Annotated in this window: 27 protein-coding genes and 1 pseudogene; 9 read left to right on the forward strand and 19 right to left on the reverse strand. The window is 58.2% G+C overall.

Going from position 1 to position 26,721, the window contains the following annotated elements; translation table 11 throughout:
• Positions 1–52 precede the first annotated feature (52 nt).
• Positions 53–295: a WGR domain-containing protein gene (locus FIU85_RS20885; RefSeq protein ID WP_152498364.1), complete on the forward strand. Its 243-nt coding sequence runs from the start codon at positions 53–55 to the stop codon at positions 293–295.
• A gap of 205 nt (positions 296–500) precedes the next feature.
• Here the strand turns inward: FIU85_RS20885 and FIU85_RS20890 are convergent, their stop codons facing one another.
• Positions 501–764 (reverse strand): hypothetical protein, encoded by a 264-nt coding sequence (locus FIU85_RS20890; RefSeq protein ID WP_152498365.1) that lies wholly within the window; start codon positions 762–764, stop codon positions 501–503.
• 323 nt (positions 765–1,087) lie between these two features.
• On the opposite strand from FIU85_RS20890, the gene FIU85_RS20895 reads away from it, so the two are divergent.
• A complete protein-coding gene (locus FIU85_RS20895; protein WP_172978957.1) occupies positions 1,088–1,645 on the forward strand; it encodes a hypothetical protein in 558 nt (185 codons plus the stop codon).
• Between the two features lie 539 nt (positions 1,646–2,184).
• A complete protein-coding gene (locus tag FIU85_RS20900; RefSeq protein WP_152498367.1) occupies positions 2,185–2,619 on the forward strand; it encodes a hypothetical protein in 435 nt (144 codons plus the stop codon).
• A 63-nt stretch (positions 2,620–2,682) separates the two neighbouring features.
• Here FIU85_RS20900 and FIU85_RS20905 read toward each other — a convergent pair whose 3' ends face one another.
• The 3 genes from FIU85_RS20905 to FIU85_RS20915 form a co-directional block, all read right to left on the reverse strand.
• On the reverse strand, positions 2,683–4,920 hold the full coding sequence (locus FIU85_RS20905; RefSeq protein ID WP_172978958.1) for an AAA family ATPase: 2,238 nt from the start codon (positions 4,918–4,920) through the stop codon (positions 2,683–2,685).
• A gap of 11 nt (positions 4,921–4,931) precedes the next feature.
• The gene (locus FIU85_RS20910; RefSeq protein ID WP_152498369.1) at positions 4,932–5,489 is read right to left on the reverse strand and encodes a hypothetical protein; all 558 of its coding nucleotides are present in this window, start codon (positions 5,487–5,489) and stop codon (positions 4,932–4,934) included.
• 86 nt (positions 5,490–5,575) lie between these two features.
• Complete coding sequence (locus FIU85_RS20915) at positions 5,576–6,067, reverse strand: hypothetical protein (RefSeq protein ID WP_152498370.1); 492 nt, start codon at positions 6,065–6,067, stop codon at positions 5,576–5,578.
• A 162-nt stretch (positions 6,068–6,229) separates the two neighbouring features.
• On the opposite strand from FIU85_RS20915, the gene FIU85_RS20920 reads away from it, so the two are divergent.
• Positions 6,230–6,370 (forward strand): ribbon-helix-helix protein, CopG family, encoded by a 141-nt coding sequence (locus FIU85_RS20920; RefSeq protein WP_302849167.1) that lies wholly within the window; start codon positions 6,230–6,232, stop codon positions 6,368–6,370.
• A gap of 104 nt (positions 6,371–6,474) precedes the next feature.
• On the opposite strand, the gene FIU85_RS20925 is transcribed toward FIU85_RS20920, so the two are convergent.
• The 6 genes from FIU85_RS20925 to FIU85_RS20950 all read right to left on the reverse strand — a co-directional run bounded on the left by FIU85_RS20925 (position 6,475) and on the right by FIU85_RS20950 (position 12,523).
• The gene (locus FIU85_RS20925) at positions 6,475–7,881 is read right to left on the reverse strand and encodes a hypothetical protein (RefSeq protein ID WP_152498372.1); all 1,407 of its coding nucleotides are present in this window, start codon (positions 7,879–7,881) and stop codon (positions 6,475–6,477) included.
• Between the two features lie 270 nt (positions 7,882–8,151).
• Positions 8,152–8,592: a hypothetical protein gene (locus FIU85_RS20930; protein ID WP_152498373.1), complete on the reverse strand. Its 441-nt coding sequence runs from the start codon at positions 8,590–8,592 to the stop codon at positions 8,152–8,154.
• A 100-nt stretch (positions 8,593–8,692) separates the two neighbouring features.
• A complete protein-coding gene (gene trxB, locus FIU85_RS20935) occupies positions 8,693–9,673 on the reverse strand; it encodes a thioredoxin-disulfide reductase (RefSeq protein ID WP_152498374.1) in 981 nt (326 codons plus the stop codon).
• 139 nt (positions 9,674–9,812) lie between these two features.
• Complete coding sequence (locus tag FIU85_RS20940) at positions 9,813–10,376, reverse strand: UGSC family (seleno)protein (protein ID WP_152498375.1); 564 nt, start codon at positions 10,374–10,376, stop codon at positions 9,813–9,815.
• A 15-nt stretch (positions 10,377–10,391) separates the two neighbouring features.
• Positions 10,392–11,504, reverse strand: coding sequence for a hypothetical protein (locus tag FIU85_RS20945; RefSeq protein WP_152498376.1), 1,113 nt, complete (start codon positions 11,502–11,504; stop codon positions 10,392–10,394).
• Positions 11,505–11,608: 104 nt separating this feature from the next.
• On the reverse strand, positions 11,609–12,523 hold the full coding sequence (locus FIU85_RS20950; protein ID WP_152498377.1) for a LysR family transcriptional regulator: 915 nt from the start codon (positions 12,521–12,523) through the stop codon (positions 11,609–11,611).
• A gap of 144 nt (positions 12,524–12,667) precedes the next feature.
• Here FIU85_RS20950 and FIU85_RS20955 point away from each other — a divergent pair, with 144 nt between their 5' ends.
• The 5 genes and pseudogenes from FIU85_RS20955 to FIU85_RS20975 all read left to right on the forward strand — a co-directional run.
• On the forward strand, positions 12,668–13,873 hold the full coding sequence (locus FIU85_RS20955) for a CaiB/BaiF CoA-transferase family protein (RefSeq protein ID WP_152498378.1): 1,206 nt from the start codon (positions 12,668–12,670) through the stop codon (positions 13,871–13,873).
• A 62-nt stretch (positions 13,874–13,935) separates the two neighbouring features.
• Entirely contained in the window at positions 13,936–14,946 is a 1,011-nt protein-coding gene (locus FIU85_RS20960) for a DctP family TRAP transporter solute-binding subunit (protein WP_152498379.1), read from the forward strand.
• Between the two features lie 99 nt (positions 14,947–15,045).
• A complete protein-coding gene (locus tag FIU85_RS20965) occupies positions 15,046–15,714 on the forward strand; it encodes a TRAP transporter small permease (RefSeq protein ID WP_152498380.1) in 669 nt (222 codons plus the stop codon).
• 3 nt (positions 15,715–15,717) lie between these two features.
• The gene (locus FIU85_RS20970; RefSeq protein WP_152498381.1) at positions 15,718–17,112 is read left to right on the forward strand and encodes a TRAP transporter large permease; all 1,395 of its coding nucleotides are present in this window, start codon (positions 15,718–15,720) and stop codon (positions 17,110–17,112) included.
• Positions 17,113–17,238: 126 nt separating this feature from the next.
• A pseudogene (locus tag FIU85_RS20975) lies at positions 17,239–17,712 on the forward strand (EamA family transporter); the annotation flags it as partial.
• A gap of 101 nt (positions 17,713–17,813) precedes the next feature.
• Here FIU85_RS20975 and FIU85_RS22435 read toward each other — a convergent pair.
• The 9 genes from FIU85_RS22435 to FIU85_RS21015 all read right to left on the reverse strand — a co-directional run bounded on the left by FIU85_RS22435 (position 17,814) and on the right by FIU85_RS21015 (position 26,627).
• Entirely contained in the window at positions 17,814–18,371 is a 558-nt protein-coding gene (locus FIU85_RS22435; protein ID WP_368372988.1) for an IS30 family transposase, read from the reverse strand.
• A gap of 74 nt (positions 18,372–18,445) precedes the next feature.
• Positions 18,446–18,706 carry a helix-turn-helix domain-containing protein gene (locus tag FIU85_RS22440; RefSeq protein ID WP_254703090.1) on the reverse strand — a complete coding sequence of 87 codons (261 nt, stop codon included), beginning with the start codon at positions 18,704–18,706 and terminating at the stop codon, positions 18,446–18,448.
• A 178-nt stretch (positions 18,707–18,884) separates the two neighbouring features.
• Positions 18,885–19,625: an SDR family NAD(P)-dependent oxidoreductase gene (locus FIU85_RS20985; RefSeq protein WP_152498445.1), complete on the reverse strand. Its 741-nt coding sequence runs from the start codon at positions 19,623–19,625 to the stop codon at positions 18,885–18,887.
• Positions 19,626–19,633: 8 nt separating this feature from the next.
• Positions 19,634–20,425 carry an SDR family NAD(P)-dependent oxidoreductase gene (locus tag FIU85_RS20990; RefSeq protein WP_254703091.1) on the reverse strand — a complete coding sequence of 264 codons (792 nt, stop codon included), beginning with the start codon at positions 20,423–20,425 and terminating at the stop codon, positions 19,634–19,636.
• A 96-nt stretch (positions 20,426–20,521) separates the two neighbouring features.
• Positions 20,522–21,457 carry a 3-hydroxyacyl-CoA dehydrogenase NAD-binding domain-containing protein gene (locus FIU85_RS20995; protein WP_152498383.1) on the reverse strand — a complete coding sequence of 312 codons (936 nt, stop codon included), beginning with the start codon at positions 21,455–21,457 and terminating at the stop codon, positions 20,522–20,524.
• The gene (locus FIU85_RS21000; protein ID WP_152498384.1) at positions 21,457–22,875 is read right to left on the reverse strand and encodes an aminobutyraldehyde dehydrogenase; all 1,419 of its coding nucleotides are present in this window, start codon (positions 22,873–22,875) and stop codon (positions 21,457–21,459) included. The genes FIU85_RS20995 and FIU85_RS21000 overlap by 1 nt, the downstream gene beginning before the upstream one ends.
• 17 nt (positions 22,876–22,892) lie before the next feature.
• A complete protein-coding gene (locus tag FIU85_RS21005) occupies positions 22,893–23,822 on the reverse strand; it encodes a 3-keto-5-aminohexanoate cleavage protein (RefSeq protein WP_152498385.1) in 930 nt (309 codons plus the stop codon).
• 121 nt (positions 23,823–23,943) lie between these two features.
• On the reverse strand, positions 23,944–25,476 hold the full coding sequence (gene betC / locus FIU85_RS21010; RefSeq protein ID WP_152498386.1) for a choline-sulfatase: 1,533 nt from the start codon (positions 25,474–25,476) through the stop codon (positions 23,944–23,946).
• 8 nt (positions 25,477–25,484) lie between these two features.
• On the reverse strand, positions 25,485–26,627 hold the full coding sequence (locus tag FIU85_RS21015) for an SRPBCC family protein (RefSeq protein ID WP_152498387.1): 1,143 nt from the start codon (positions 26,625–26,627) through the stop codon (positions 25,485–25,487).
• Between the last annotated feature and the right edge of the window lie 94 nt (positions 26,628–26,721).

The raw sequence follows: 26,721 nt of genomic DNA on the forward strand, positions 1-26,721 counted from the left end.
GTACCTAAAAGGTAGCTCGCAATATATATGCGATTGAACGGGAGGTTCTTGCATGATTCCGACCAACATTGATCTCAAACGCATCGATCCGTCGCTCAACATGCGACGTTTCTACCGCATGTGCCTGCAGCCTGATCTGTTTGGCGGCGTCGACCTGGTGCGGGAGTGGGGCCGGATTGGGCGTGGGGGCCAAGTGCTCATCGAGCGGCATTCTGGCGAAGCTGCGGCCATAACATCGATGCAGTCACTCGAAGCTTCAAAGCTTAAACGAGGGTATGAGACCGCCGCACTGTGAAAATCGCAAGAACCGCTCTGCCCCGGCGGACACCTGAGCGTCCACGTTGCCGGCTTGCCACCGAAGCGTCGCAACTTTTGGTACCAATGATCCTCGCCAATAAGACGATTTCGATATCCAGAGCATGCATGAACAGGCTTAATCCGCCTTCAGGGGCATAGCGAAATCTCCGTAAACACCAAATCTCGAAAAACGACATCACAACTTAATCAAAAGATCCGCCGGGATCGAGCTCTGCCAGTTGCTTTGGCCACGTTTGCCTGTCGTGCACGGGCCGCATGGCAACACAAAGGCCGCCAAAATCCAGAACGGTTTCTGCCTTTTCGGCGGTCAGTCCAAAATGACTGGCAAGGTCTTTCGCGGCAAGATTGACCGCATGCTCGAGCCGGTTCCGATGCACATCATAGCGTGGGTGTTCTGAGGCGGATAACGCTAAAAGAACGTCATTAACATCAAGGTATTTCGTCATAGGTTTCCTCCGATATAGAGCTTGCTCAAGTTGGCCAGTCGGCCTTGGTCGGCATCTTTCGACTTTGCCAAGCTTCGACAGCTCAGGTATGGTGGCGTCAATTGTTTATGAATTTCGCTTTGCATTGATCTTCCTTTCTCATTCGAAACATGGGTGCGAATGTTAAAGGAACGTTAATTGGGACTGTAACTCCATGCGTGAGTTTAATGCGGCCTTTCCAAGCAGGCGCAAAACCGGTCGGCACAGTCGAGCCATGTCGCCGGCGTCAGCTCTTGAAAGATTTCGTGTACAGGAATTCCTATGGATCCGGCATTGCCACGAGAATGGTTGTTCTTGACCTAGCGCATATGGTGTCGATCGGCGATCCGAATAAAGGGCATCGATCTATCTATATTTTTTGGGGATTCCACCTGGATTTACGTCATCTTAACTGCGCTACCGTAGTGTCCTCTGTAGACAACACGGAAAAAAGAATGCCTGAAATCAAAACGTATTTTGCAATGCCTCTCCCCTCTGACGGCGACCGTAGGTCGTGTCCCATCAAATTGCTGAGGAGAATGCGGAAAGAAAGTAAATCGAAGCACAATCTGCGCAGTTTCAAAATTGTGCACGGTCTGTCTGGTTTCTGTATCCGCGATATCGGGGGGAAGGGCGATTGCGAGGGAGCCGTAGCTTTCATAAAGCGATATTGCGAAGAGGCCAATCTCGACGGGAAATGGGGATTTAACTACCACCAGATCTGGCAAGACGGAATCTTTGTTCAATGCGGCGGAGGCAGCTACTCGTTCGACATGGCAACTGGTGAACAGGTAGACATGACGAAGACCGAAATGTCGTTCTGCAATTCCGTTCGTGATACGACCGCAAGCGACGCGACCTAAGTGTTCAAATGGAAGTTACAGGACGCGGTGCGGGTAAACCTTGATCTGCAAGCGCCATGGTGCATCATGTGGCCTCCTCGAGGCCGAAAGGAAATCTTTCTTCCTGTCATCCGCGTGCCCGTTTGGAGTGTGCCTTTGGGCTGACGCCCATGACCGGTTCAGTTCGCTTGATGCGCAAAATGGTGATCTCCTCACGTATACAGCGAGGAAGGGACGCTATTGTAGAACTGGCCAGGCGGTTCGGATCTTTGCTTTCTGCTCGGCACTCCAAAATCGACTTTTCTAGCCTTGTCCAACAGCTACCGTTGCATACCACTCGTGGCGTCTGCGATGCCGGTCCCAACAAAGTCGCTTCTGCCTAAATTCCGCAACAGGCAAAGCCAAGAGCCACGCTGAGGGGCGCACTCCAACGGAATTTAATCGTCGGCAACATGAACTCCGCGAAGACCAAGATTTAACAGAGACCAAAGAAATTTCCCTGATTTAACATTCCTTTAAGGATATTCGCGTAAATAGGAACTCCAAAGAAAGGATAAAATATGTCTGTAGATACCATTCAATTCTCGTGCACCCTTGATCTCAAGGAACGCGAAAACGTTTTAACCGCCCTCGAATTGCATGAAACTCTTCGCAATGAGCATCATCGACCCATCTGCATGTTCAGCTTCAGCGTGTCAGTTCTCGAGCCATCAGAGTCTTCAACCGTCATCTGGTTGCGAGACATGGAGGAACAGGCTGAAATAGATGCAGTACGTTATTTCATAGAGCGCCTTTGCGGCGAAATCACCCTCACTGGGATCTGGGGCTTTGAATATAGCTGCAACAGTTTCACAAACTTGGTTCCTGAATTCGGAGGGGGCGTCATGCTCTTCGACCTCAGTTCGGGTGATGTCGTGGAATGGCACTCGACCGACGAGTTGATGGAGAAAGCACTTCAGAATCCGTCCTCGATTTCGACGACGGCTACAGTCTAGCGAGCAGCATCCAGAGGCCGGGTGCGATTGGCGCCCCGGCCTCTAGTGCAATCGAACTTGGGTTCAAATCGCATAGCCTGCTTCAGGGGAATGCGTGCACCCCCGTTTGACGGCTTCGATCTCTTCCCCATGGATCTCTCGCTGCTGGATCAGTGTCTCGGTAAGGCGGAGAAGAAAGCCCTTGTTTTTGTCGACCAGATCAAGTGCTTGGTCTTGTGCGCGACGCAAATGGGTCTCGACCCGATCCCGGACATCTGACGGCGCACGCCACACGTCTGCAGCTGCAATGCCGTCCCAGAGTAGTCCGCTGTCGCCGAACCCCCATTGTCGTTCGATAGCCAACGCCAGGCTCGTCGCTTTTGCCAAGTCGCTTTGCTCTCCAGCGCCAGCACCGGAACTCGCATCTCCGAAGGTGCAGATCTCCGCAGCGCGACCCGCGAGCAGGACTTGAAGTCGCATTTGGGCTGTCGCCGGCGTCAGGGAATTGACAGGGATGTGTTCAACTCGGCCCCCTTGAGACGAGAGGGAGACCCGTTTTGGAAGCGGCAATCCAAGCTGCGAAATGACCACGACATGACCGGCTTCATGCACCGCTGCCCTCCTGAAGGTGTCGTCGTCGAGCTGAGGTGCAACCTGATCTGCAGCAATCTCGAGGTGGTGCTGGGTCACAAGGACGGCATCGGCCCGCGCGCGTCCGAGCGCATCGCGCGCAACAGCCTCGGCGTCTGCGCCGGACAGCCCAACCAGGCGGTCTGCAATCGCACCAGTATCCACATCTTCTGCGATTGCGGACCCAATCTTTGCTTTCAGGATTGCCTCGAGTCCGGTTTTGTCCGGATACGGAACATGAATCTTGAGATCGAAGCGGCCGCTGCGAACGACTGCCGGGTCAACGGTGTCAAGGTAATTGGTTGCGCCGAACAGTACCAGGCCGCCAACATCTTTCGTCCGATTAATCTGCTCCAGGAGACCATTCACGACGCCTCGGAGGTAGTCGACGTTGTGAGCCCTTGCGTCTCGCTGCGAGAAGCTGTCGAGCTCATCGATGAATAGTACCGCAGGTGCAGATTGCTTTGCCTCAACAAAAGCGCGGTCGAGAGCTCCAAGCATGTCACCTTGATGTCCGTATTTCTGACAATCGCTATACGATGTCGCGATAATCGGAATGCCGGCAGACCCTGCGAATGCTTTCGCCAGTGTCGTTTTGCCAGTGCCTGGAGGCCCATGGAACACCGCGCTCGACGCGACGTCTGCCCAAGCGAGATCACCGTGTTGCCAAAGACTGAGATCGTTCAACATGCGATCAAGCGACTTCCGCACTTCAGCGAGGCCGAACACGGAATCGAGCGTGACCGCCGGCACTTGGCGCGAAAGCTTACCTGAGATCTTCGTAAGGGCATCGGCAACTTTCAATGTGGTCGGCGCGGCGAAAGCCGCGTCGATCTGCGCCGGTTGAAACATCGCCAGCTTCCCGTCTCCCGGCATGCGGCTGCGGATTTCAGACTCGGACAGCTGGCCCGTTGCAGAATGCGTCAACCGCAACGTCTCCAGAACGACGTTGGATGAGATGCCCCGCCAGGTCACTTGCCGCGTGACGAGTGCATTCATTGCATCATCGAGTTGCCCAGCATCCGTTGTCACAAGAAGGACCGCCCCGCCTTGCGAGAGGCTTCGCTCAAGCCGAGCCCCCCACATGTCCTGTTTGAGAGGACTCAGCCTGAGGCCGCGTTTGTCGTCTTCGTCCTGCACGAAATGACGTAATTCGGCGCCTTCCGGATTGCGCAAATGGCTTTTCCAGCGCCTTTCCGCGCGCTCGAGAATCTGCTTCATTTGCCACAAAAACTGTTTCGGACACACGAAATTCGTCACGCTTCCGGGCGCAAAAAGTTCATGCAAATGCTCATCGCTGTCCACAAGCATGCTCAGACCTAACGCTGACGAAATGATGGACGCGGGCGGATCGTCTTTTTGCTGCATCCTACCTTCAGCGGGCGAAGACTGTGCCCAAGGATCGCAACCGTTGCCGATGGATGCCGCGATTTCAGCCTCGCTCATAGCCTGAGCAAGCGGAGTCTTGGGGCTCTCCCAAGACCGTTTCGCGGCAGCCTCCGTCACATCGTCAGGCAGGTTCGCGATGAATTCAGGATCCTCATCATCCTCAAATTCATCGGGATCAGGGGCGTGGTCGACGGAGACGAACCCGAGCCATTCGGTCTCAAAGAGACTCAGGACAGTTGACCGCGCGAGGCGTTTTGCGAATTCCGATGAGGTCTCAGACGTGCAGTCTGAGGGTGTTTTCATATGCTGCTCCTTCATCTTTGACCTCCAAGCGTGTTGGTTGCGGCCGAGGCGTCCAACAATCCCAGATCCGCCACGGCATGCTCGAAGCTCGCACACGGTCTGGCACGCAATTTCTCGATCTCAGAGAGCGCAATCCGGTGCGATTGGTGCCGGTCGGCAGTGAACTTCACGACATTCTCCGACAACGCGACAAGCGCGACGAGATCGAAATCGCCCGGCTCATAGTTTCGGACGCCGCTTGGTGACCCGTGATAGCCTTTCTTCAAATTGAAATGGAAATATCCGTTTCGCGGTCGGCAAGCGGTCTTGACCTGGAGGCGCAGAACATTGTTTGAGCAGTATACCATTCGGTCTACGGGAAGCATTTCGGCAAGACCTGAGGTGTGATGTCCGAACCGGAACAGAATACTGTCTACAAAGTACTCTCCGGCTAAACCAAAAAACTTCGCGTTTCTGGTGAGGGTATCTCGTGACAAATTAGGGAAGTTTCGCAGGTCTTCGCTGCAAGACGACGGCTCCTCGGAAGCGAACAGCTCTTCAAAGCCGCGCAATGGTGGTTGTTTCTTCATTTTTAAAATCCTTGTGAATAAGTCTGAGCTGCCGGTCGGCGGAAACACCGACCGGGCAAAGCGGCTGACTTCAATTGTGGTGACGGTTACGCGGCGAGCGGCAGAATGCTGTCATCAATCCCGCGTGCTTCACAGGCATGTGCATGCTCGAACATCTGTTCGAGACAGGCCTCAGCCTCGAAGGCCAGATCATGGACTGCAGCTGGAAGCGCTTGCGACGCCTGCAACCGGCATTCCATGGCCTTGGCATGGATATCGCAGATCGCGCCTACCGTTGCCGCCGAGACGGCACGTTTAATCAAACCTGCCATCCGGCGCAGCAGAAGATCACTCGATGAAAGTGGTGAGACACGGATCAGCTCGTCGGCTTGAAGAGCGACCAGTTTCCAGGCCGCATCTGCGTCTGCGACGGATGTGCGAAACGCGATATCCCACCCGGCCTCCTGGGCCCATTCTTCTTCTTCGAGCGCAAACAACACCCGGGTCAAAAGTTCGCAGAAACCGTCAAACAAATATTTTTCTGATTGAGCGCCGGCTTTCGCAGTGAATGGCGAAGTGATATTAATATTTTTAGGCATGGGGATCTCCAATCCAGATCTTTGTGTTTAGAGCGAGGCAGGAGGTGCAACTCTTGCTTTGCTCGCTACATTATGATATTAAATAATACTAATGTCAACCCTGATTCTGGATTTCTGCATATGACTCACCGCGGGCGACCGAAATCTGACACGACCGGCGTGATGTTACGTCTCCATGAGGACATGCTTCGCATTATCGACGAGGAGCGCGAAAAGCGGCCGGACATGCCATCGCGACCGGAAATGATCCGACGGGTGCTCGCCGAATGGGCGGAGAAAAAAATACAAGATTCCGAGGAGTGACGTGGCCGGCAGCGATTGAGTCCGCATGTCGAGAGGGCAGGCGATACCGGCTATGAGTAATCTGACTCCAAACTTTCACGTGTCTCACTCGAAATCCCAGAAGATTACTCTGGGGTGACGTCGAGATTTCGCCCAAACCGTGAGCGCTTAAATGTTCGAACAGGCGAGGTCGCTGATACATGGATGATTTGCTCGACCCGGCTCCCATTCAAACCTCTCGAAGTATTCGGGCTTCCGTATTGATTTTGTGTCCGTTCGCTCTGATGCCCGAGTGCTGATGCGATATCGCCGCGGTTAAATTGATGATCTGACGCTCGGAGATCAGAAGATAGAGCATGCCGGAATAAATACGGTGACAGGTTGCTCCGCAGCCTTGGGAACGCAACTTTCCCAGGCCTGCAGATCAGTTTGCCGAGCTTGTTCGACACCCGACGCCGACGCTCTGTCGGCATCAATGCAATGCCTTTCCGGTCATATGTCGGGGCACCGAGAAACAACCGGACCGCACGATCAGGCTGTGCGGCAACATGGTCGAAAAGCCATGCAGCTTCCGGTGTTTTGCATACGATCTCTATGTACCGCCGCTCCTGACCTTTGCCCGGAAGAATTGCGCCGCTTTCTATGCACTTTGACCCGGCGATCTCGAACGCAAGGCGTTGATTGTCTTCCAAGCCAACGGCATCGACCGTCACTCCAAGGTCATCGCAGAGCTCTGAAGGTCGGCAGCCGGTGAGTATCAAGGTCGCAATACACGCACGCCTGTGATCGTCGAGATGTGTGTCGGACATGACTGCCGCAGTCCAGAAATGGCTGCGCCAATCGTATGCGGGAAGCACCTTGGCCCTGCGTCGCTGATGTTGGTTCAGCTTGTAGAGAGTACTCTTCTTTGCGGTGGAAGTATCCGGGTTTGTCGCCGTCGGCGACGGTGCGCGAAATTCTCGACGCAAAGCGGTGTGGTCGGGATCGGGTTGAACTGCGATGATGAACTCGACCGCGCGTTCGAGCTTGCGGATCTGGAAAATGGAGATGGTTTTACTTGCTTGACGAATTCGATCCTGAGTTTCCGGCTCAAGGCGTGCCGAGATCATTTGAACCAGATCGGATTTCTCTTCTTCGCTGACTGCAAGGCCGACCGTTTGAAGCCAGAACGAAGGCGCAAGTTCGAGAATGTCGCGCGCCGCAAGGCGCACCAGGGCCGACCTGTAGCTCTGCCGACTGTTCGGGCTGGGCCACGTGCCGTGCTCATCATTCGATAGGTATGCCAGAAATGGATCGCGTGAGGGATGCTTTCTCGCAAGAGACTTGGCGCGATGTTCGTATTTTTCCCAGCTGCCGCTTGCATAGAGCTCTGCCATCGAAACGTTCTTTTGGGCTCTGACTGCGAGTTCGTGTGCTTGCAAAGAGGCTTCTAACAGGTCCGTGCTGTAGCTTTCGAAGTTGTCTGAAGGATTACCTAGTGCTGTAGAACTGCTCTGCGAAGAGCGTGTGAGATCGCGATCATGTTTGGTCATTTGTGATGTCTCCTGAAATTGAAAATTTGGTGATCTGAAATTTGTGCTGGAAAAAGGGAGCGTTTCTTGAGAGTCCGCCGCTGTCCATAGTGATCCCCTTGGACTTGAGGGGGAGGATGGTTATTCAGAACGTGAAAGTTGAATGAAAAACCGAAGGCGTCCGAAGCCCCGTGTCCGATATCGCGATAACGCAGCCGTAGCCTTTGGTCGCAGAAATGCGCGGCCTGGTAACGGAATTGTTGAGTTTTCCATCTAGGGTTTTCCTTTAGATCATTCATGGTCTCGAACGACCTCGATGTGGCAAATATATACTTTTATCTCGTTTGCCGAGATCGACGGTAGAACGCCGATGATCAGGCACGCGCCAGGCAGATCGATGGTGCCTTGAAGCAGGTAGGATCCTTCCAGTTTGCGAAAAAGTTCGAAGTGTCGATGGGCCTTGGAAACGCGTAATCCCGAAAGCATGCCTTTGAATTCAGATTGCCCATTGGGCTTACGGATAGAGGTGAATTTGACCTCGAGCCTTCGCTCGAACCCATCAAGTTCGATGGTGGCCAGAAATGTTGGGTTCTTGGCGCGCTCGACTTTGTGAAACACGCCTGCATAGTGCTGGGCCCTTAACCCGGCCAGAGCAATGGTGTTGTAGTCTCTCCTCATTTCTTCGGCTGAAGAGCGCCACATGCAGGTTTTCGAGTTCTGGGTATCGTCCATATCTTTCTCCCCGTGTTGGGGAGATATGGCAGGCGATATTGCTGAAACTTTAATAGGCAAGGCGACCTGCGGCATGGGCAGATGCTAGGTTTACTGTCCTTTAGAGCACTGGTTCGATTTCCAAGAGTGCGGCCGCGTTATGCTCGGCCAGGAAGCGCTCCGCATCCAGCGCCGCCATGCAGCCCATCCCAGCCGAGGTCACCGCCTGGCGATAATTGTGGTCGGTCAGATCCCCGGCCGCAAAGACGCCGGGGATCGAGGTCTCGGTCGAGCCTTGCATCACCTTCACGTAGCCGCCGTGGTGCAGCTCGAGTTGTTCCTTCACGAGTTCCGAGGCGGGGGCATGGCCGATGGCGATGAAGACGCCCTTGGCGGGGATCTCGGTGATCTCGCCGGAGTCGACATGTTTCACGCGGACTGCGGTGACACCCTTCGGCCTGTCTTCGCCCACGACCTCGTCCAGAATGTGATGCCAGAGCGGCTCGATTTTGGGGTTCTTCATCATCCGGTCGATCAGGATCTTTTCGGCGCGCAACTCGTCGCGGCGGTGGATCAGCGTGACCTTGGAGGCAAAGTTGGTCAGGAACAGTGCCTCTTCCACGGCGGTGTTACCGCCGCCGATCACCACGATCTCCTGTCCGCGGTAGAAAAAGCCGTCACAGGTCGCGCAGGCAGAGACGCCGAAGCCCTTGAAGGCCTCCTCGCTGTCGAGACCCAGCCACTTCGCCCGCGCCCCTGTGGCGAGGATCACCGCGTCGGTGACGAAGGTGGTGCCACTGTCAGCTTTTGCCACGAACGGCCGCTTCGAGAGATCGAGCGACGAGATGTAATCCGAGATCACCTCGCAGCCCATGGCCTTGGCATGGGTCTCCATCCGGACCATGAGGTCGGGGCCCTGCACCTCAGTATCGCCGGGCCAGTTCTCGACTTCGTTGGTCGTGGTGAGCTGGCCGCCGGGTTCGATCCCCTGCACCAGGATCGGTTCGAGCATAGCACGCGAGGCGTAGATGCCGGCGGTGTAGCCTGCGGGGCCGGAGCCGATAACAAGGACTTTGGTACGGCGTTGTGCAAGTTGGGACATTTCGGGACCTTTCGGATGGGGTCTTGCGGCGGGAATTTTCTCGTTGACCGGCTGGACCGGTCAAAAGGCCGAATGGCTCATTGGGAGCGGCGCCGCGTGGAATGCGGCGCCGTACTGATCCCTCCGGGAGGGTGAGAGATCAGATATCCTCGCGCGTTCCGAGCCAGACCTGCTGTGCCTGCTCGCGGATCATCTCGACCCGGACTGCGACCTCCTCTGCGGAGATCGAGCTGACGGGGTGATCGATGACCACTGCGCGCAATTCCGGCATCCCGACGGCCATCCGCGTCAGACGGGTCTCGTGCACGAACTCTGTCGTGATGATCGGGGCGGCGGGAATGCCCCGGTCCTCGAGCGCGATGGAATCACGGATGCAGCATGAGCAGCACGAGCCACAATCGCCTATCGCGGTGAGCACGATGTCGTTCTCGACCGCGATCTGTTCAATCAGCTCAGGCGGCGCATCGGTCGAAAACCCGTGTTGCTTGACGTAGTAATTGACGGCCGCAAAATCGACCTCTTCCGCCAGCGCGGCGGCGGCGCCGCGCAGGAGCTTGTTCGCGTTCCACTTCGAATTGTCGAGAATGCCAAGCCGCAGCCCCTCAAGCGAAGTCTTACGGGCAGCGGTCGGGCGCGACTCGAGGCCGACGACACCACGGGGGTCAAAAATCTCGGCGCTCGATTTGCGATTGTTGTCCAACATGTGATTTCTCCTTTCTTACAGGGCGCAGACGCCGTCGGCGCAATCTTCGGCGATCTGGGTCACGGAGCTGTCGATCGGCCGCAGAACGGGGGTGTTCATCAGGCCCCATCCTGGGATGAAGGCCGAGAACCGGCCGGCGTGGCCGCCGATAACGAACAGGTGGATGCGGTCGGGGCTTTCGACAATCGGAATCCAACTGTCGGGCTCACGCTTGTACCACTTGGGCAGGTTGCGGTTGTAGACCGTGCCGTAGCGGTGGCTGCGCGAATGGGCCTCGAAGCGGTTACCGGAATGCATCCAGAGATAGTTCCGGATGTCGTGCCGTGACCAGCCAAACTTCGAGATGGTTTTGGCATGCTCCAGCCCCAGGGCCACGGTGCAGTGTCCGTTGAGCACGGCAGTATTCGACGCGACGGTGCTCATCGCCGAGCAGATCGTATCCAGGATGCCCTCAGGATCATTGCAGTGGTGGTCGGACACGCTGTGGGGAGCCTCTGCGGCGATGGCGAAGACGGTTGAGTCCTCGGGCTTGTAGCCCTGTTCGACATGGTAGGGGGCGTAGGGGCTGTCCGCCTCATTCTCGCAGATGCAGTAGGTGTATTTTGCCGGGTTCCCGAGCGTGCACTTGTCGAGGTCCGGCGCTCGGCCACCGCCGACGTTTAGCATGATCAGGCGAATCGCCCGGCCGATCGTCGCATTGGCCCGATTGCCCGATCCGAAGGCATTGGCGCCGCCGTTCATCTCAAGCTCCGCAGCTATGGGCCCGTTGACGATAACAAGGGGCGAGGCCATGTGGGTCGTCGCCTGCACTCCGTTCAGGTTGAAGGGCCTCTCGGTCATCGCTAGCAGGGCCGCACGAACCACGATGGCGTATTCGGGCTTGCACCCCGCCATTACGACATTTGCGGCAAGAACTTCACGATTCAGCGCGCCCCAGCGGGGAGGAACCTTGCATTCGACGAAGTCGGGACTGCCGCCGAGAACCGCGATCACTTGGTCGATCTTCTCTCGGGTGGGCGGCACGACGGGCAGGCCGTCTGTCCATCCCTGTTCAAAGTAGAACTCGACAAGGTCATCGCCGGCCATTTCGACCGCCGCGGCGGTTCCGAGGTCCTGAGCTATATTCATGATCTTCTCCTCTCATCCGTGTGAAGCAGCTTGGGAGAAGTTTAGCGCGGCCCATCCTCTATGCCGATTGCGTTTGATTTTCTATTATTATTCCACATATTGCATCAATCGCTCCAGTGCTCCCGGATTGCTGCCAGAAGGCCGGATGCCGCTGGAGTCAATTCCCGGTCACGCAGGGTGACAATTCCGGTGTCGAGAGCGATGGCCGGGTCCGAGATACTCCGCACCTCCAGCCCTCTCGTGAGATCGCTGCGGGTCGAGGTGGACGGCACGACGCCCACGCCGGCACCCGCGCGGACGAAACTCATAAGGGTCGGGATTTGGGCTACTATCACTGCATGGCGGAGGTGCACGCCGCTCGCGACCGCGGCTGCATCGACTATGCGGCGAGTCTGCGAATCCGGCGGCATCGAGACCAGCCGATGTCCTGCCAGTGCGGCAAAGGGCACGACCCCGGCATGGTCTCGGGCCAACGGATGGTCTTCCGGAGCTACGAGCTCGAACTCTTCACTGCCGAGCCGCTCGGCGGTGATCGAACCGGAGGTATCCTTGAGGTAGTTGATTCCGAAATCCGCTACCCCGCTGCGAACGTCCTCGTTCACTGCTCCATGGATGCCGTCGCGCACGTGGACCTCGATACCGGGGTAGAGGTCCTTGTAGCCGGCGACGATCTTCGGAAGCTTGCTGTTGGCGACGGACATGATGCAGGTGACGATGACTTGCCCGCGCTCTTGGTCGGCCAGCTCACGCATGCTGGTCGCAGTGATGCGCAGGTCGTTGGTGATGCGCTGAGCCACAGCGACGAATTCCAGCCCCGCGTGGGTCAGGTTGACATGCCGCGTCGACCGTTCGAAAAGCTTGACACCTAGTACGTCCTCGATCCGCTTAATCGTTCTTGTCAGCGCAGGCTGCGAGGTTCGCAGCGCCGAGGCAGCCGCGATAAAGCTGCGATACTCCGCCACAGCAAGAACGGCGGCCAATTGGCGTGCGCTGATGTCAGGGATGTGCGGGATGCTCATGCCAAGATCTATACCAAAAAAGGAATAAAAGTCGATATGATTTACGAATTGTTATGAGAGCCGCTCTCCTGCCAACTTGATCTTGACCGCTTCGAACTCGCGCCTCGAGCGCATTCGGGAAAGGCCAGGCAGGGAGGAAACGCCTTGACGAAACCGCTTGAGGGCGTAAAGGTTCTCGATCTCAGCCGTATCCTGGCCGGGCCCTGGTCCACTCAGATCATGGCCGACATGGGAGCGGAGATTCTCAAGGTCGAACGGCCCGGGACCGGTGACGACACCCGTGACTGGGGCCCGCCGTTCCTCAAGTGTGGTGACGGCATGCCGCCGCTCAGCACCTATTTCGTTTCGGCCAACCGAGGCAAACGGTCCGTCGCTATCGACATCGCCAAGCCGGAAGGCGCGGTTCTCGTCCAGAAACTGGCGGCAAAAGCAGACGTCGTGGTCGAGAACTTCAAGGTCGGAGGGCTGGAGAAATATAGCCTCGACTATTCCTCGCTGAGCGAAATCAATCCGCGCCTCGTCTACTGTTCAATCTCGGGGTTCGGCCAGACGGGACCAAAGAAGGATCTCGCAGGCTACGACCTGCTCGCCCAAGCAATGGGCGGCATGATGAGTGTCACTGGCGATCCGGCGGGTGAACCCTACAAAGCCGGCCCAGCCATCGCGGATGTCGTCGCGGGGCTCTACGCCACCGTCGGGATCCTCGGTGCACTGCGCGAGGCGTCGGTTAGCGGCCGCGGCCAGCATGTCGATGTCAGCTTGTTCGAGTCCCAACTTGCGGCCCTCGCCCACTTGGCCACCAACTGCCTCGGAACGGGTCGGTCTCCAGCACGGACCGGGAATGCCCACCCTACGATTGTGCCCTACCAGTCCTTCGAGACCTCGGATGGCCGAATGGTCGTCGCGGTCGGCAATGACGGCCAGTTTCGCCGTCTCGCGCACGTTTGTTCAATGCCGGAGCTTGCCGCTGACCCACGCTTCGCCACCAACGAAGCGCGCGTTATCCATCGCGCGGCACTGCTCCCGATCCTGGTCGATCGGTTCTTGACGCGGGGTACCGTTGCCTGGATCGACGCGATCCGCGCCGAGGGCATTCCCTGCGGGCCTATCAATTCCATCCGCGATGCTCTTGCCGAGCCGCACACGCTGGCGCGCGGGATGGTGCTTGAATTCGCCACAGCCGGCGCGCCGATCCGGACTGTCGCGACGCCGATCCGGTTCTCGCGCACGCCGAACGCCTCCGATCTGCCGCCGCCTGCTCTTGGGCAGGACACGGAGACGGTGCTGCACACAACCTTGGGCCTGACCGAAGAGGAGATCGGCGCGCTCAGGCAAAGAGGCGTCATCTGAAATTGAACGACCAAACATCCCGCAGGTTGCGGGAGTTTACTTATCACCAGGGAGGAAGACATATGAGACACCTTGCCACAAAGAGCTGTGCGCTCGCCATGGCCATCTGTGTTCAAGCAGCCGCTGCGGACACCACCGGTTGCGATACCGGAGAGGTGGTAATCAAGTTCGCGCACGTTACCAATACCGACAAGCACCCCAAGGGCATCGCCGCCGATCTGCTGAAGGATCGCGTAAATGCCGAGATGGACGGCCGTGTCTGTATGGAGGTCTACCCGAACTCTACCCTCTACAACGACGATCAGGTGCTCGAGGCGATGCTTCAGGGCGACGTCCAGCTGGCCGCACCGTCGTTGTCGAAGTTCGAAAGCTTCACCAAGAAGTACCGGGTCTTCGATCTGCCCTTCCTCTTCAAGAACATCGAGGCCGTCGACGCGTTCCAGAAGTCGGAGACCGGGCAGGAGATGCTCGACTCCATGCAGAAGCGCGGACTGCAGGGGCTGGCCTTCTGGCACAACGGTATGAAGCAGATGCATGCGAACCGGCCGCTTAACATGCCGACGGATGCCGTCGGACTGAAGTTTCGGGTGCAGCAATCTGATGTCCTGGCCGCCCAGATGGAAGCGATCGGCGGCTCGCCGCAGAAGATGGCTCTTTCGGAGGTCTACGGAGCGCTGCAGCAGGGTGTGGTCGACGGTGGCGAGAACACCTGGTCGAACATCTACGGCCAGAAGTTCTTTGAGGTGCAGGATGGCGTCACCGAAACGAATCACGGCGTGATCGACTACCTCGTGGTTGCCTCGGTAGATTGGCTGGACGGCCTCGACCCGGCGACCCGCGACCAGTTCGTGACGATCCTGGCCGAGGTGACAGACGTGCGTAACGCCGAGAGCGAGAAAGTGAACCAGGAGGCACGGCAGGCGATCCTGGATGCCGGGGGCGAGGTGCGGTCGCTGACGGAAGCGCAGCGCACGGAATGGGTCGAGGCGATGAAGCCCGTCTGGTCGCAGTTTGAAGGCGACGTCGGCCAGGAGAACATCGACGCGGCCCAGGAAATCAACGCCGGGCTCTGATCGGGCTACGACAGACCACACGATGATGAACGTGGTGCGGGTCACCGGCCCGCGCCGCTCTTTGCGCCTCACAGAACTCAATATCTTTTCGGAGAAGCCATGCAACCCGCACCCGGCCGCTCGTCTGTCGACCGCATCGAGGAGACGCTGATCGGCGGCATCCTCGGCGTGATGACGCTGATCACCTTCTCGAACGTGATCGCACGCTACATCCTTAATGCCAACATCTTCTGGGCGCTCGAAAGCACCGTCTTACTGTTCGGATGGATGGTGCTGCTGGGCGCCTCGTATGCCGTCAAGAAGAGCGCGCACCTCGGCGTCGACGCAACCATCGAGATGGTCGGACCCACGCTGCGCCAGGTCATGGCTCTGCTGGCGGTCGCGGTCTGCATCGCCTATGCCTTCCTGCTGCTGAAGGGCTCCTGGGATTACTGGGCCAACTTCGCCAACTTGCCGCAAACGACCGGTCGCTGGTTCCCCACCGGGTTCGAAGAGAGCTTCCGCCCGCAGGCCTGGTACGAGGTGAACGACATCCCCAACCCGCCGTTCCTCAAGTTCCTCGAGGACGCGATGAACGACGGCGACGAATACGAGAAGCTGCCGCGCTTCGTCCCCTACGCGGTGCTGCCCTTCTCTATGGCGCTGCTGCTCTTCCGCTTCTTGCAGGCAGCGATCGCGATCTGGCGCGGCGCGCGCGATCGAATGGTAGCAAGCCACGAGGTCGAGGACGAACTCGCCGAAGTGCGAGAACGGCGCGGGGAAGGCTGAGCCATGGACGTCGCAATCCTCTTCGTCATGGTCGTGGGCTTAATGCTGATCGGCGTGCCGATCGCTGTCTCGCTCGGCTTCTCGTCGATTCTGTTCCTGTTGTGGTTCTCGGAAACTTCTCTGGCCTCTATAGCGCAGACGCTGATGCAGGCCTTCGTGGGCCACTATACGCTGCTCGCCATCCCGTTCTTTATCCTCGCCTCGTCCTTTATGTCGACCGGCGGCGTGGCCAAGCGGATCATCCGCTTTTCCATCGCCTGTGTCGGACATCTGCGCGGCGGGCTGGCCATAGCCGGCGTCTTCGCTTGCATGATCTTCGCCGCGCTCTCGGGCTCCTCGCCCGCAACCGTGGTCGCCATCGGCTCCATCGTCATCGCGGCGATGACCCAGGCGGGCTACACGAAGGAATTCGCGGCCGGCGTGATCTGCAACGCGGGCACGCTCGGCATACTGATCCCGCCGTCGATCGTGATGGTGGTCTATGCCACCGCCACCGACGTCTCTGTCGGGCGGATGTTCCTAGGCGGCGTAATTCCCGGTCTGATGGCGGGCGCGATGCTGATGGTCGCGATCTGGATCATGGCGCGGGTCCGCGGCATGCCCGCCGGCGACTGGCTGGGCTGGGGCGAGATCTGGGACAGCTTCCGCGACGCTTTCTGGGGGCTGATGCTGATCTTCATCATCATGGTTGGCATCTATGGCATTCCCGGCATCGCCGGAGCGATCTTCACGCCGACCGAAGCCGCCGCCGTCGCCTCGGTCTACGCATTCATCGCGGCGGTCTTCATCTACCGCGACATGGGCCCACTCAGCTGCCCGGGCGAGGACCGCAACATCCCGCTCTGGCAGAAGCCGCAGGCGCTGGTCACCGCGATCTGGCACCCCGACACCCGCAGGACTTTGTTCGAGGCCGGCAAGCTGACAGTCACACTGATGTTCGTGATCGCCAACGCGCTAATGCTCAAGCACGTGCTGACCGACGAACAGGTGCCGCAACACGTGGCCGAGGCGATGCTTTCGGCCGGGCTCGGGCCGGTGACCTTTTTGATTGTGGTCAACGTGATCCTGCTGATCGGCGGCCAGTTCATGGAGCCCTCGGGGCTGCTGGTTATCGTTGCGCCACTGGTCTTCCCAATCGCTATCGAGCTCGGGATCGACCCAATTCACCTCGGGATCATTATGGTGGTGAACATGGAGATCGGGATGATCACGCCGCCGGTGGGTCTGAACCTCTTTGTGACCTCTGGTGTCGCTGGTATGTCGATGATTCGGGTAGTGAAGGCCGCGCTGCCGTTCCTCGGCGTGCTCTTCGTCTTTCTGATCATGGTCACCTACATCCCGCTTCTGAGCACCTGGCTGCCGACGCTGCTGATGGGTCCGGAGCTGGTAGTGAAGTGACCGAGCCCAAGGCTCAGCTACGAATATTCACCGACCTTCACCAGATGGTATCAGCGCAAGAGGGCCGAAGAGCGGTCCTTTGCCGCTCCGACAATGAAGTTCCGGTATGGACCGTGAGCGACAACGGTCGCCGAAAAATTCCGCGGTGTGGTTGTCGCAGGCAGCCTTGCAGCTCTCGGATCGGCGTTCGGGTTTGCGGTGTTTACTGTCGCGCTGCGCTGGGGGTGGACCAGAGAGATGTTTCTGGCTGATTTCCTGTCAGGCATTTTTGCAATCATCATCACGTCGTCCATATTCCCTATACTAGGGCATTAACTTGTAGTGACTTGGAACGATGGCGGGGTCGCAATGGGGATGGGGCTGTTCCAGGGCGGTGCGGGCCTGATCCTCTACACGCTGGGGTCTCGTAGCTTTCCGGCCGCGGAGTTGGCCTTACTTTCGTTGGCCGAGTTGCTGTTGGGGCCGGTTTGGGTCTGGTTGTTTCTCGACGAGACGGCGAGCATCAATACCCTGGTCGGTGGTGCCGTGCTGCTAGTGGCGATTGCCGGCAATGCAATCTCGGGCAAGCGCCGGAAACCGCCACCGATCACGTCGCCGTAGAGCTTTCTGCATTGAGTAGTCCGAACTGTCGCGCTCCGCTTCCTAGTTCCAGGGTTGAATAAAACCAAAGGAACGCTCCACCTCAGGCGCAAGCCGTCTCTTCAAACCAATGATTGCTTATGACAGGGTAGGAGCGGAGGCATGGTTCGGGTACGCGCACGTTTGTTCAGATTCTCGACCGATCCTTTCTGCCAGGGCGCCTGCGGATCGCAAAACCAGGCTTCGGTGCCGATCTCCGGCTTCAGTTTGCGCCAGTTCCTAAACTCGACGCCTCTGTCAAAGGTGATCGAGCGGCGCGCGAACTGGGGCAGGGGTGCCATGACTTCCATTAGCCGGTTCATCAGATGCGTCGTGCTGCGATCATTGTCGCGGAACAGGATGGCGAAGCGGTTCTTGCGCTCGACCAGAGAGGCGACGTTCGCATTATCCTTCGAGCGCCCGAGGATCATCAAATCGCCCTCCCAGTCACCAAATATCTCACGCGTGTTCACGTGTTCTGGGCGTGAATGGATGGAGCGATCCGGCGAAAACACAAGGCCCCGTGGCCGTCTAGCGTATCGCGGCTTGCGTTTCTTGCGGCGGCTGGGAAGATACCGCGCCAGCGCGTCGGGTTGGCTTACACGACTGTAGACATGCGCGTAGATGGTCTCGTGACTGATGCGGACTGGCCGACCTTCGAATCAAAGGCGGCCCGCGATCTGCTCAGGAGACCAGCCTTCCTTGAGGCGGTTGGTCACAGCTTTTCGCAGAGCGGACAAGCGCACCAACTTGCGAAGGCGTGTACGACGGCCGTGGCGATGTGCTGAGCATGAATGCCGTAGTAACCGTTTAGATCCGGCAGTTCGGTGTCTTCAAAACGATTGCGGTTGATCTCGCGATATACAGTTGAGAGATGCCTGCCGATCTCGGCCGCGATCTCATCAATTGAGCGCTTTTCATTCAGCATGTCCTCAATCGTGCGTCGTTCGCGCAAATCCAGCTCTATGTGAGCCATGTCCGTTCTCCCTGCTTTTCAGCAAGATACGGGATTTGTCGCAACCCAGTTTAGAACGTGCCCCGGGCACAATCCATCAGCGCATAATGTTTCTTATGTTAATGTTGATAGCCTTGGCCCGGCGCTTTTGCATAGTACTCCGCCTTGAATTTTGGCGACGAGGCATAACGTGTCGCCACTAATACAAACCTGGATTTACTGGCGATGCGGCTGTCATGCCCCCGTCAATCGTGAACATCTGGCCGGTGGCGTAGCTCGCTTCATCCGAAGCAAGCCATACCGCCATTGCGGCAATGTCCGAAGGCTTTCCGAAACGACGTGCCGCGTGGCGGGACAGCGCGTCGAGCCGTGCCGCATCAGGATCCTTCGACAGTTCGAAACCGGCATCCAGCATGCCGGTTTCTATCCAGCCGGGGCAGATCGCGTTGCACCTGACCTTTGGACCGTGATCCACCGCAACCGAGCGGGTAAGCCCATGCACGAATGCCTTGGATGCATTGTACAACGCCATCGATGGGTCGGCGACATGGCCGGAAATCGATCCGACATTGATGATCGATCCGCCTTCGGACATGCGCGGGATAAAGGCACGGCAAAGATTGAACACCCCCCGGCAATTGGCTCCGATCACAAGGTCCCAGTCCGCGTCCGTGCTGTCGACGACAGTCTTTTCAACCTGCACTCCTGCGTTGTTCACCAGGATGTCCAACGTCGAGCAAGCGTCTGCCAGTTTCACCACCTGCTCGGTATCGGAGACATCCGACTGAACCCAATTGCAAGCGTCCGGCAAACCGTCGGGCCGTGGCCCGCGTCCGCAGGTCGTAACCTTCGCCCCCTCCGAGAGAAAGGCCTGCACGATGCCAAGGCCGATGCCCTGACGCCCCCCGGTGACCAACGCCGTCTTGTTCTCAAGTCGCATCGGTTTGCTCACAGTTTCATCTGCTGCACCTGCGCGGACAGCCCTCCGTCCAGCACCCAAAGCTGACCGCTGGCATAGCGTGCTTCGTCGGACGCCAGCCAGTTCACGAGGTTCGCGATGTCGTCCGGCGTGCCGTAGCGTCGGATCGGATGCACATCACGCACCGCCTGCTGCAACTGATCTATTGTCTTGCCGCCCCCGCCAGAACCGTCCCCGGAAAAGAAGCTCTGCAACATGGGCGTGTCTATGTATCCGGGACATATCGCGTTGACCCGAATTCCCTCCGGTCCATGATCGCAGGCCATGGCGCGGGTCAGCGCGTGCACCGCGCCCTTCGTGGCGCAATAGGCCGCAAGCCCCGGATCGGCGATGAACCCGTCATAGGATCCGAAATTGATGATGCTGGCGCTCGTGCCACTTTCCGCCGATTTTCGCAGCAGCGGCAGCGCGTATTTCGATGTGAGGAACGTGCCGGTCGCGTTCACCGCAAAGGACCGGTTCCATTCCTCCAGCGTGGTATGCTCGATGGTTTTTTCGATCTCGATTCCCGCCGCATTAACAAGGATATCGAGGCGTCCCGCCTCTTCGCCGACCCGCTCCATTGCGGCAACGGCATCGGCCTCCTGGCTCACGTCCAACTTTACGAAAACGCTGCCATCGTCATCATGCGTCTTTAAAGATCCTTCCTCGGACAGATCGGCAGCATAGACCCTTGCGCCCTCTCGCAGGAACCGGGCCACAATCGCGCGACCGATACCGCCGCGCCCGCCCGTAATCAGAGCCACTTTTCCTTCAAGCATCATTTGAATGGTCCTTCTCTCGAGAGGTGTCAGCATGAGAAGCGTCAAAACCCTGTTCTGCGCCGCCACTCGTGCCCCGTCCTAACCGTCCGTTGCCTAGCCTTTCCGAGTTCCAAGCAACGCCTTCTGCATGGCGACTATCATTGCGTCCCTTTCGCGGGCCAACTGCTTTAAAGACTGGCCATTTGTTGCCTCCGACAGGCCTTCGACCAGTATTCTTCTGGTGTCATCATCGAGCTGAGGTTTGCCCAGGTCTTCCCACCAGCCGTGAAACGTGTCCGTAAAGTGATCGCAGAACGCGGCAAGCCCGCCCGCGCCGGCGCCAAGTCCGAACAGTGTGGTCGGACCCATCGCAGCCCACCTGAGACCCGGTCCCGCCGACATCGCTTTGTCGATATCACCAACGCTGGCCACCCCCGAGGCGGCCAGGTGAATTGCCTCGCGCCAGACTGCCGCCTGCAACCTGTTGGCCACGTGACCGGGCACTTCCTTGTGTAGCCGGATCGTTGTCTTTCCGAGGTCCGAATAGAATGCGTCCGCAGCGGCCAGAACGCCGTCGCCGGTCCTCTCGTTCCCCATAATCTCAACCAACGGAATAAGGTGCGGAGGATTGAACGGGTGTCCCAACACCAAGGGCGACGGATCGCACCAACCCTCCTGCATCTGCCCTAGCGTCAACCCCGAGGCAGAGCTTGCGACAACCGTGCCCTTCTCGAGAACCGGTTCGATCTCGGAAAAGATCACATGTTTTACCTGCAGGCGTTCCGGCACGTTTTCCTGAACGAAACCAGCCCCTGCAACCGCGTCCGCGGCCGACGCGGCAAAACTCAGATTGTCAGGCACACCGCGTGAGGTAAGACCAAGCTCGGTCATTGCGGGCCACGCGGTTTCAATATAATCCTGCACCATCTCCTCGACGTCGGTCGCCGGATCGTAAACCGTGACAGAGCGCCCGGAGGCCAAGAACAGCGCGGCCCAGCTTGCACCGATAACGCCCGCTCCCAGGACCGCAGCATGAGATGTACCCGCCATCAGTGTGCTACCATCACATGCCGTATCGAGGTGTACGGGTCGAGCGCATAGACGCTCATGTCACAGCCCGTCCCGGATCCCTTCATCGCTGCCCAAGGCATCTCCGCCGTGGGCATCCCATGCGTGTTCACCCACGTCATGCCATAGCGCAACTGCGAGGAAAGCTTCATGGCTGTAGACACATCTCGCGTCCAGACGGACGAGGCCAACCCGTACCGCCCTGCATTCGCAACCCGCAGCGCCTCCTCCGCGTCCGAATAACGCGACAGTGTTACAACGGGCCCAAATACCTCGTTGCACGCGATTTCCGCATCGTTTTCGACGTTGGCTACTACCGTCGGCTGGTAGAAGAAACCTGCCCCGTCGCCGGCGGCACCTCCGACACAAACCTCGGCGCTGTCACGGGCGCGATCAACGAAGCTCGCTACGCGCTCCCGTTGCGCTGCCGAAACGACGGGACCCATTTCAGTCCCTTCCCCACGCGGCGCGCCAATTTGAATTTTGCCGACCTGGTCCGCGATCGCCTTGACCACCGCGTCATATACACCTTCTTGAACCATGATCCGGCAGGGTTGGGCACAATCCTGACCGGCATTGAAGAAGCTACCGAAACGAATGGTCTCGGCCAAAGCCTCCACATCGGCATCATCGAACACGATGACAGGTGCCTTGCCGCCAAGCTCAAGGTGCACGTGTCGCACTTGGTTGGACGCGGCTCTGAACGCGGCCATGCCCGTCGCCGGCGAACCAGTTATCGAAATGCCCTCCATGCGAGGATCATTGATGAGTTGATCACCAATTGTCGGTCCACGCCCGTGGATCACGTTGAACACGCCTTTCGGCAGAACATCCTGCATCAGCTCCGCCAGCCGCAGGGTGGCCAGCGGCGTGATCTCCGAAGGCTTCAATACCATCGAGCAACCGGCGGCCAGTGGTGCTGCGATTTTCCAAGAGGCCATCATCAACGGATAATTCCAGGGCGCTATCGACGCCACCGGCCCAATCGGATCCTTGCGGATCATTGATGTGTGATCCCGAACGTATTCGCCGGCAGCCGATCCTGTCTGCGTTCGCGCCGCCGCTGCCATGAAGCGAAAGACGTCGATGACCAATGGCATTTCCTCGTCCCGCGCCATGGGCCAAGGCTTGCCCACGTCCAGTGTCTCAAGCTCGGCCAACTCCTCGATATTGGTTTCGATAAGGTCGGCGATGGCCAGAAGGTACGCTGCGCGTTCGCCCGGAGGTGTCAATCGATAGGTCTCGAAGGCCTCTTCCGATGCGCGTGTCGCGGCCTCGACCTGTTCGGCGCTCGCCTCTTTGATGCTTGTCACAGTCTCGCCTGTGGCCGGGTCCAGAACCGGCAAGGCCTCGCCGTCCCCCTGCACAAGCTCACCATTTATCAGCATGCTTGTCTGCATGTACTCCCTCCCATATTTCAGAACGCGACCTTGTCGCCGCCTTTAAGTCCCAATCTTTTGCGTGCCTCGTCTGGCGTAGCGACACCGAGACCTAGGTTTTCAACGATACTGCTGATCTTGCGTACCTGCTCGGCGCTCGACTTGGCCTTCTGACCCGGACCGATGTAAAGACTGTCTTCAAGCCCGACCCGCAGGTTGCCGCCCAGCAAAGCCGCCTGTGTCGCGAAGGGCATCTGGTGGCGCCCCGCCGCTAGTACCGACCACTCGTAGTCGTCGCCGAACAGGCGCTCGGCGATCCGGTGCATGTGCATCAGGTTGTCCAACTCCGCCCCGATCCCACCGAGGATCCCGAACACCATCTGTACAAAGAAGGGTGGCTTGACCCATCCTTGGTCAATGACCCAGGCGAGATTGTAGAGATGACCCACGTCATAGCATTCAAACTCGAATTTTGTTCCGTGCCCCTCACCCAGTTCCTTCATCGCGTATTCGATGTCGGCAAACGTGTTGCGAAAAATGAAATCCCGCGTCATGTCGAGGAACTCGGGTTCCCACTCATGCTTCCAGTCGGAATACTTGTCCTTCATCGGGAAGATGCCGAAATTCATGCTTCCCATGTTCATACTGGCCATTTCCGGACTCGCATGAACCGCGGCCCGAAGCCGCTCTTCTCGGGTCATTCCCAACCCACCACCGGTCGAGATGTTCATCACGGCACCCGTCGACTGCTTGATGCGTGGGAGAAACTGCATGAAAGTCTCAGGGCGTGCATCGGGCCGCCCGTCTTCGGGATTCCGCGCGTGCAAATGCACAATACTGGCCCCTGCCTCGACGGCCTCGATGCTTGCTTCGGCAATTTCGTTTGGCGTGACCGGCAGATACTCCGACATGGTCGGCGTGTGGATGCCGCCCGTTGGCGCGCATGTGATGATGACGGGCTTGCTCATGCTGTTGTCTAACTTTCGATGTCTTTTGGGGATTTGCCACGGTTGTTGACTTCATTTCGGCTCGCGCAATGGTTGCCGATCCAGATCACGGCCGCATCTTCCGAGCAAAACCTTCCCGCTCTCATTGCATATCTTCCTCAAACGGCGGGAACCGGTAACGTGCTGCAGCCACCGTCCAATCCATGTGGTTGCGCACATACTCCTGCGTGGCATCGCGGCGCGGCGCGTAGTCCCAGCCTTCCTGGGGCACCACTTCCATCGCGCGATGGAGCGCAAGGCGAGCGCGCTGGGTGGCGATGACGTTTTGCCGAAGGGCCTCGCCATCCCATCGGCGCGCGACCTCTTCGGCAAAGTTCGCCGCGCGCTCGCGGTAATCGGGGTCGCTTGCGCGATTCACCCGTTCACCGGGATCTTTCGCAAGGTCATACAGTTGCGGTGGGTCGATGTCGCAATGAATGTATTTCAGATCCCCTCGCCGGATCATAAAGACCGGCGCCGGTGTCATTTCGGCGCAGTATTCTCCAATCGCCTCGTCGATCTCATCTGCCTGCCCCCGCATCATCGGCACTAGGCTGCGACCATCCAGTGGCTCACCCAGAATACTTTCGTCGCCGCCCGCCAGCTCCACCAGCGTCGGCAGCATGTCCACGAGCGAGCAAGCCTTCTGCGCACTCCCCGTCGACACGCCCGGCCCGGCGGCGATAAGCGGAACTCTTGAGGAATGCTCGAAGAAATTCATCTTGTACCATAGGCCACGCTCACCCTGCATGTCGCCGTGGTCGGAAGTGACGATCACGATGGTATCTTCCAGCAAACCGATCTCCTCCAGGGTCCGCACCACCTCACCCAACTTGCTGTCGAAATAACTGACATTGGCCAGATAAGCCCTCCGCGCCCGGCGCGTTTCTTCCTCAGTCAGCATCACGGTCGATGCCTCGATCCCGTCCATCAACCTCTGCGCGAAGGGGTCGTGGTCTTCCTTTGCAAAAGGCGCCGGCAGGTCGATCTCGTCGTCGGAATAAAGGTTCCACCACTCTGGCCGCGCCACATAGGGATCATGCGGATGAATGAAGCTCGCCATCATCAGGAATGGCTGATCTTCACCTGTCGCCTTGTCCCGCGCGCGGTCATAGAGCCACCGCCGCGCGGCAAAACCGACCTCCTCGTCATAGTCGATTTGGAAAGTGGCCTGAGCGACCCCGCTTTCTTTCACGGTCTGCATGTTATGGTACCACTTATCGATGCGCTCGTCCGCGGCTTCCCAATCCGGTGTCCAGGCAAAATCGGCCGGATAAACATCCGTCGTGATCCGGTCGCGAAACCCGTGCTTCTGGTCCGGCCCGACGAAGTGCATCTTGCCCGATAGACAAGTCCGATAGCCAAGGCTTCCCAGGTAATGCGCGAAAGTCGGCACCGAGGCGCGAAACTCGGACCCGTTATCATATGCGGCAATCCGGCTGATAAGCTGCCCTGACATAAAGGAAAATCGCGAAGGTGCGCAGAGCGGCGAGTTGCAGTAGGCTGCGTCAAACCTCATGCCCCGTGCTGCCAGCGCGTCCATATGCGGGGTTTTCGCCACCTTGTGACCATAGGCGCCTGTGAACTGTGGCGCCAACTGATCCGCCATAACGATGACGATATTGGGTCGGCTCATTTTTCGCATCATCCTCCAAATGCCTTTTCATAGCCATCCAGCATAAGTCCGTGAAAATGGTGAACAGCATGCTCAGACTTGCCTGAACCCGTCGGATCGTTGACGATACGCCCCTGCGTGAAGGCGGGGGTGCTCATCCCCCTCTGCACGCTTTCCACAAGACTGATGTCCTCGACTTGCAACACCTCGTCGAGGTAGCGGATCGCATCCAATTCCATCGGATCCGGCTCTGGCGTTTCCAGAAAGAAGTCGTAGGTTTCCAGCGTCCGGTCCGGCCCGGCGGGAATAATGTTTAGAACGATCATGCTCGACCTACCCGGATATCGCATGAGGCAGGTCGTCGGCCAAAGCCACCAGACGGCGTGTGTCCGAACCGTTGCATTGGACACGTCATAAGCCGAGTTCGCCCCTTGGCCCGCATCCGCCATGTGGCTGGAATAGATCCCATGCGTGGTGACCTTGTAGGTGTCCATGTCCACCAGGTCGCAGAAATCTTTGTGGGCCGTGGGGCAGTGATAACACTCCAAAAAATTATCGACCACGTTTTTCCAGTTGGACTTGATGTCGTAGGTCAGCCGGTGCCCGAAAGTAAGGTCCTCCAGACCAGGTGCCCAGTGGCGGATTTCGGTTTCCAGGTTGCCCGACTGTTCCCGCAGCGAGGCTGCTTCCGGATCCAGACTAACGAAGATGAAACCACAAAACTCCTCCACCTGCACTGTGTCCAGGCAAATCTCTTTCGGTTGGAAACCCTCCAGGTGATCAGTCTCCGGTGCGCGCACCAGTTGCCCGTCCAACTTATAGACCCAAGCGTGATAAGGACACATGATCCGGCTTGTCAGGCCCTCGCCCCGCAGCAGTTCATGTGCCCGGTGCTTGCAGACATTGTAGAAAGCGCGCAAGACACCCTCGCGGTCGCGCACCACGGCAATAGGCCGCTCCGCTATGGTCACCGTCACATAGGATCCCGGCTCGCGTAGCTTCTCGACATGGCAAACCCACTGCCAGGTCTTGGCGATTACCGCCTGCAAATCTGCTTCGTACCAGGCTGGCTTGGTATAGCAATCAGCATGCAACGACATCGACCGGCTGGAGTCTTGCGAGTAGCCCAGCTGGATGAGAGAGAAATCGGCTTTCGAAGGCAGTTCCGTCATCTTTGTGCTCCCTAGCGAGGTCCGCTGCGCGGACGGCGTGCGTTACGTGATATGCGTAGAAGCATCGCCCGAGAAAATGCATTGAAATGTGCGC

Source organism: Roseovarius sp. THAF8, from assembly GCF_009363735.1.
In the GTDB taxonomy this organism is placed as follows: domain Bacteria; phylum Pseudomonadota; class Alphaproteobacteria; order Rhodobacterales; family Rhodobacteraceae; genus Roseovarius.

Bases quoted from the DNA above. Each gene is read 5' to 3' on its own strand.
- FIU85_RS21000 (WP_152498384.1), bottom strand. From the start codon at position 22,875: ATGCAGACAAGCATGCTGATAAATGGTGAGCTTGTGCAGGGGGACGGC.
- FIU85_RS20960 (WP_152498379.1), top strand. From the start codon at position 13,936: ATGAGACACCTTGCCACAAAGAGCTGTGCGCTCGCCATGGCCATCTGT.
- FIU85_RS20905 (WP_172978958.1), bottom strand. From the start codon at position 4,920: ATGAAAACACCCTCAGACTGCACGTCTGAGACCTCATCGGAATTCGCA.
- FIU85_RS21015 (WP_152498387.1), bottom strand. From the start codon at position 26,627: ATGACGGAACTGCCTTCGAAAGCCGATTTCTCTCTCATCCAGCTGGGC.
- FIU85_RS20970 (WP_152498381.1), top strand. From the start codon at position 15,718: ATGGACGTCGCAATCCTCTTCGTCATGGTCGTGGGCTTAATGCTGATC.
- FIU85_RS20920 (WP_302849167.1), top strand. From the start codon at position 6,230: ATGTTACGTCTCCATGAGGACATGCTTCGCATTATCGACGAGGAGCGC.
- FIU85_RS20925 (WP_152498372.1), bottom strand. From the start codon at position 7,881: ATGACCAAACATGATCGCGATCTCACACGCTCTTCGCAGAGCAGTTCT.
- FIU85_RS20965 (WP_152498380.1), top strand. From the start codon at position 15,046: ATGCAACCCGCACCCGGCCGCTCGTCTGTCGACCGCATCGAGGAGACG.
- FIU85_RS21005 (WP_152498385.1), bottom strand. From the start codon at position 23,822: ATGAGCAAGCCCGTCATCATCACATGCGCGCCAACGGGCGGCATCCAC.
- FIU85_RS20950 (WP_152498377.1), bottom strand. From the start codon at position 12,523: ATGAGCATCCCGCACATCCCTGACATCAGCGCACGCCAATTGGCCGCC.
- FIU85_RS20940 (WP_152498375.1), bottom strand. From the start codon at position 10,376: ATGTTGGACAACAATCGCAAATCGAGCGCCGAGATTTTTGACCCCCGT.
- FIU85_RS20995 (WP_152498383.1), bottom strand. From the start codon at position 21,457: ATGGCGGGTACATCTCATGCTGCGGTCCTGGGAGCGGGCGTTATCGGT.
- FIU85_RS20890 (WP_152498365.1), bottom strand. From the start codon at position 764: ATGACGAAATACCTTGATGTTAATGACGTTCTTTTAGCGTTATCCGCC.
- FIU85_RS20990 (WP_254703091.1), bottom strand. From the start codon at position 20,425: ATGCTTGAAGGAAAAGTGGCTCTGATTACGGGCGGGCGCGGCGGTATC.
- FIU85_RS20945 (WP_152498376.1), bottom strand. From the start codon at position 11,504: ATGAATATAGCTCAGGACCTCGGAACCGCCGCGGCGGTCGAAATGGCC.
- FIU85_RS20985 (WP_152498445.1), bottom strand. From the start codon at position 19,625: ATGCGACTTGAGAACAAGACGGCGTTGGTCACCGGGGGGCGTCAGGGC.
- FIU85_RS20930 (WP_152498373.1), bottom strand. From the start codon at position 8,592: ATGGACGATACCCAGAACTCGAAAACCTGCATGTGGCGCTCTTCAGCC.
- trxB (WP_152498374.1), bottom strand. From the start codon at position 9,673: ATGTCCCAACTTGCACAACGCCGTACCAAAGTCCTTGTTATCGGCTCC.
- FIU85_RS20885 (WP_152498364.1), top strand. From the start codon at position 53: ATGATTCCGACCAACATTGATCTCAAACGCATCGATCCGTCGCTCAAC.
- FIU85_RS22440 (WP_254703090.1), bottom strand. From the start codon at position 18,706: ATGGCTCACATAGAGCTGGATTTGCGCGAACGACGCACGATTGAGGAC.
- FIU85_RS20895 (WP_172978957.1), top strand. From the start codon at position 1,088: ATGGTTGTTCTTGACCTAGCGCATATGGTGTCGATCGGCGATCCGAAT.
- betC (WP_152498386.1), bottom strand. From the start codon at position 25,476: ATGAGCCGACCCAATATCGTCATCGTTATGGCGGATCAGTTGGCGCCA.
- FIU85_RS20910 (WP_152498369.1), bottom strand. From the start codon at position 5,489: ATGAAGAAACAACCACCATTGCGCGGCTTTGAAGAGCTGTTCGCTTCC.
- FIU85_RS20900 (WP_152498367.1), top strand. From the start codon at position 2,185: ATGTCTGTAGATACCATTCAATTCTCGTGCACCCTTGATCTCAAGGAA.
- FIU85_RS20915 (WP_152498370.1), bottom strand. From the start codon at position 6,067: ATGCCTAAAAATATTAATATCACTTCGCCATTCACTGCGAAAGCCGGC.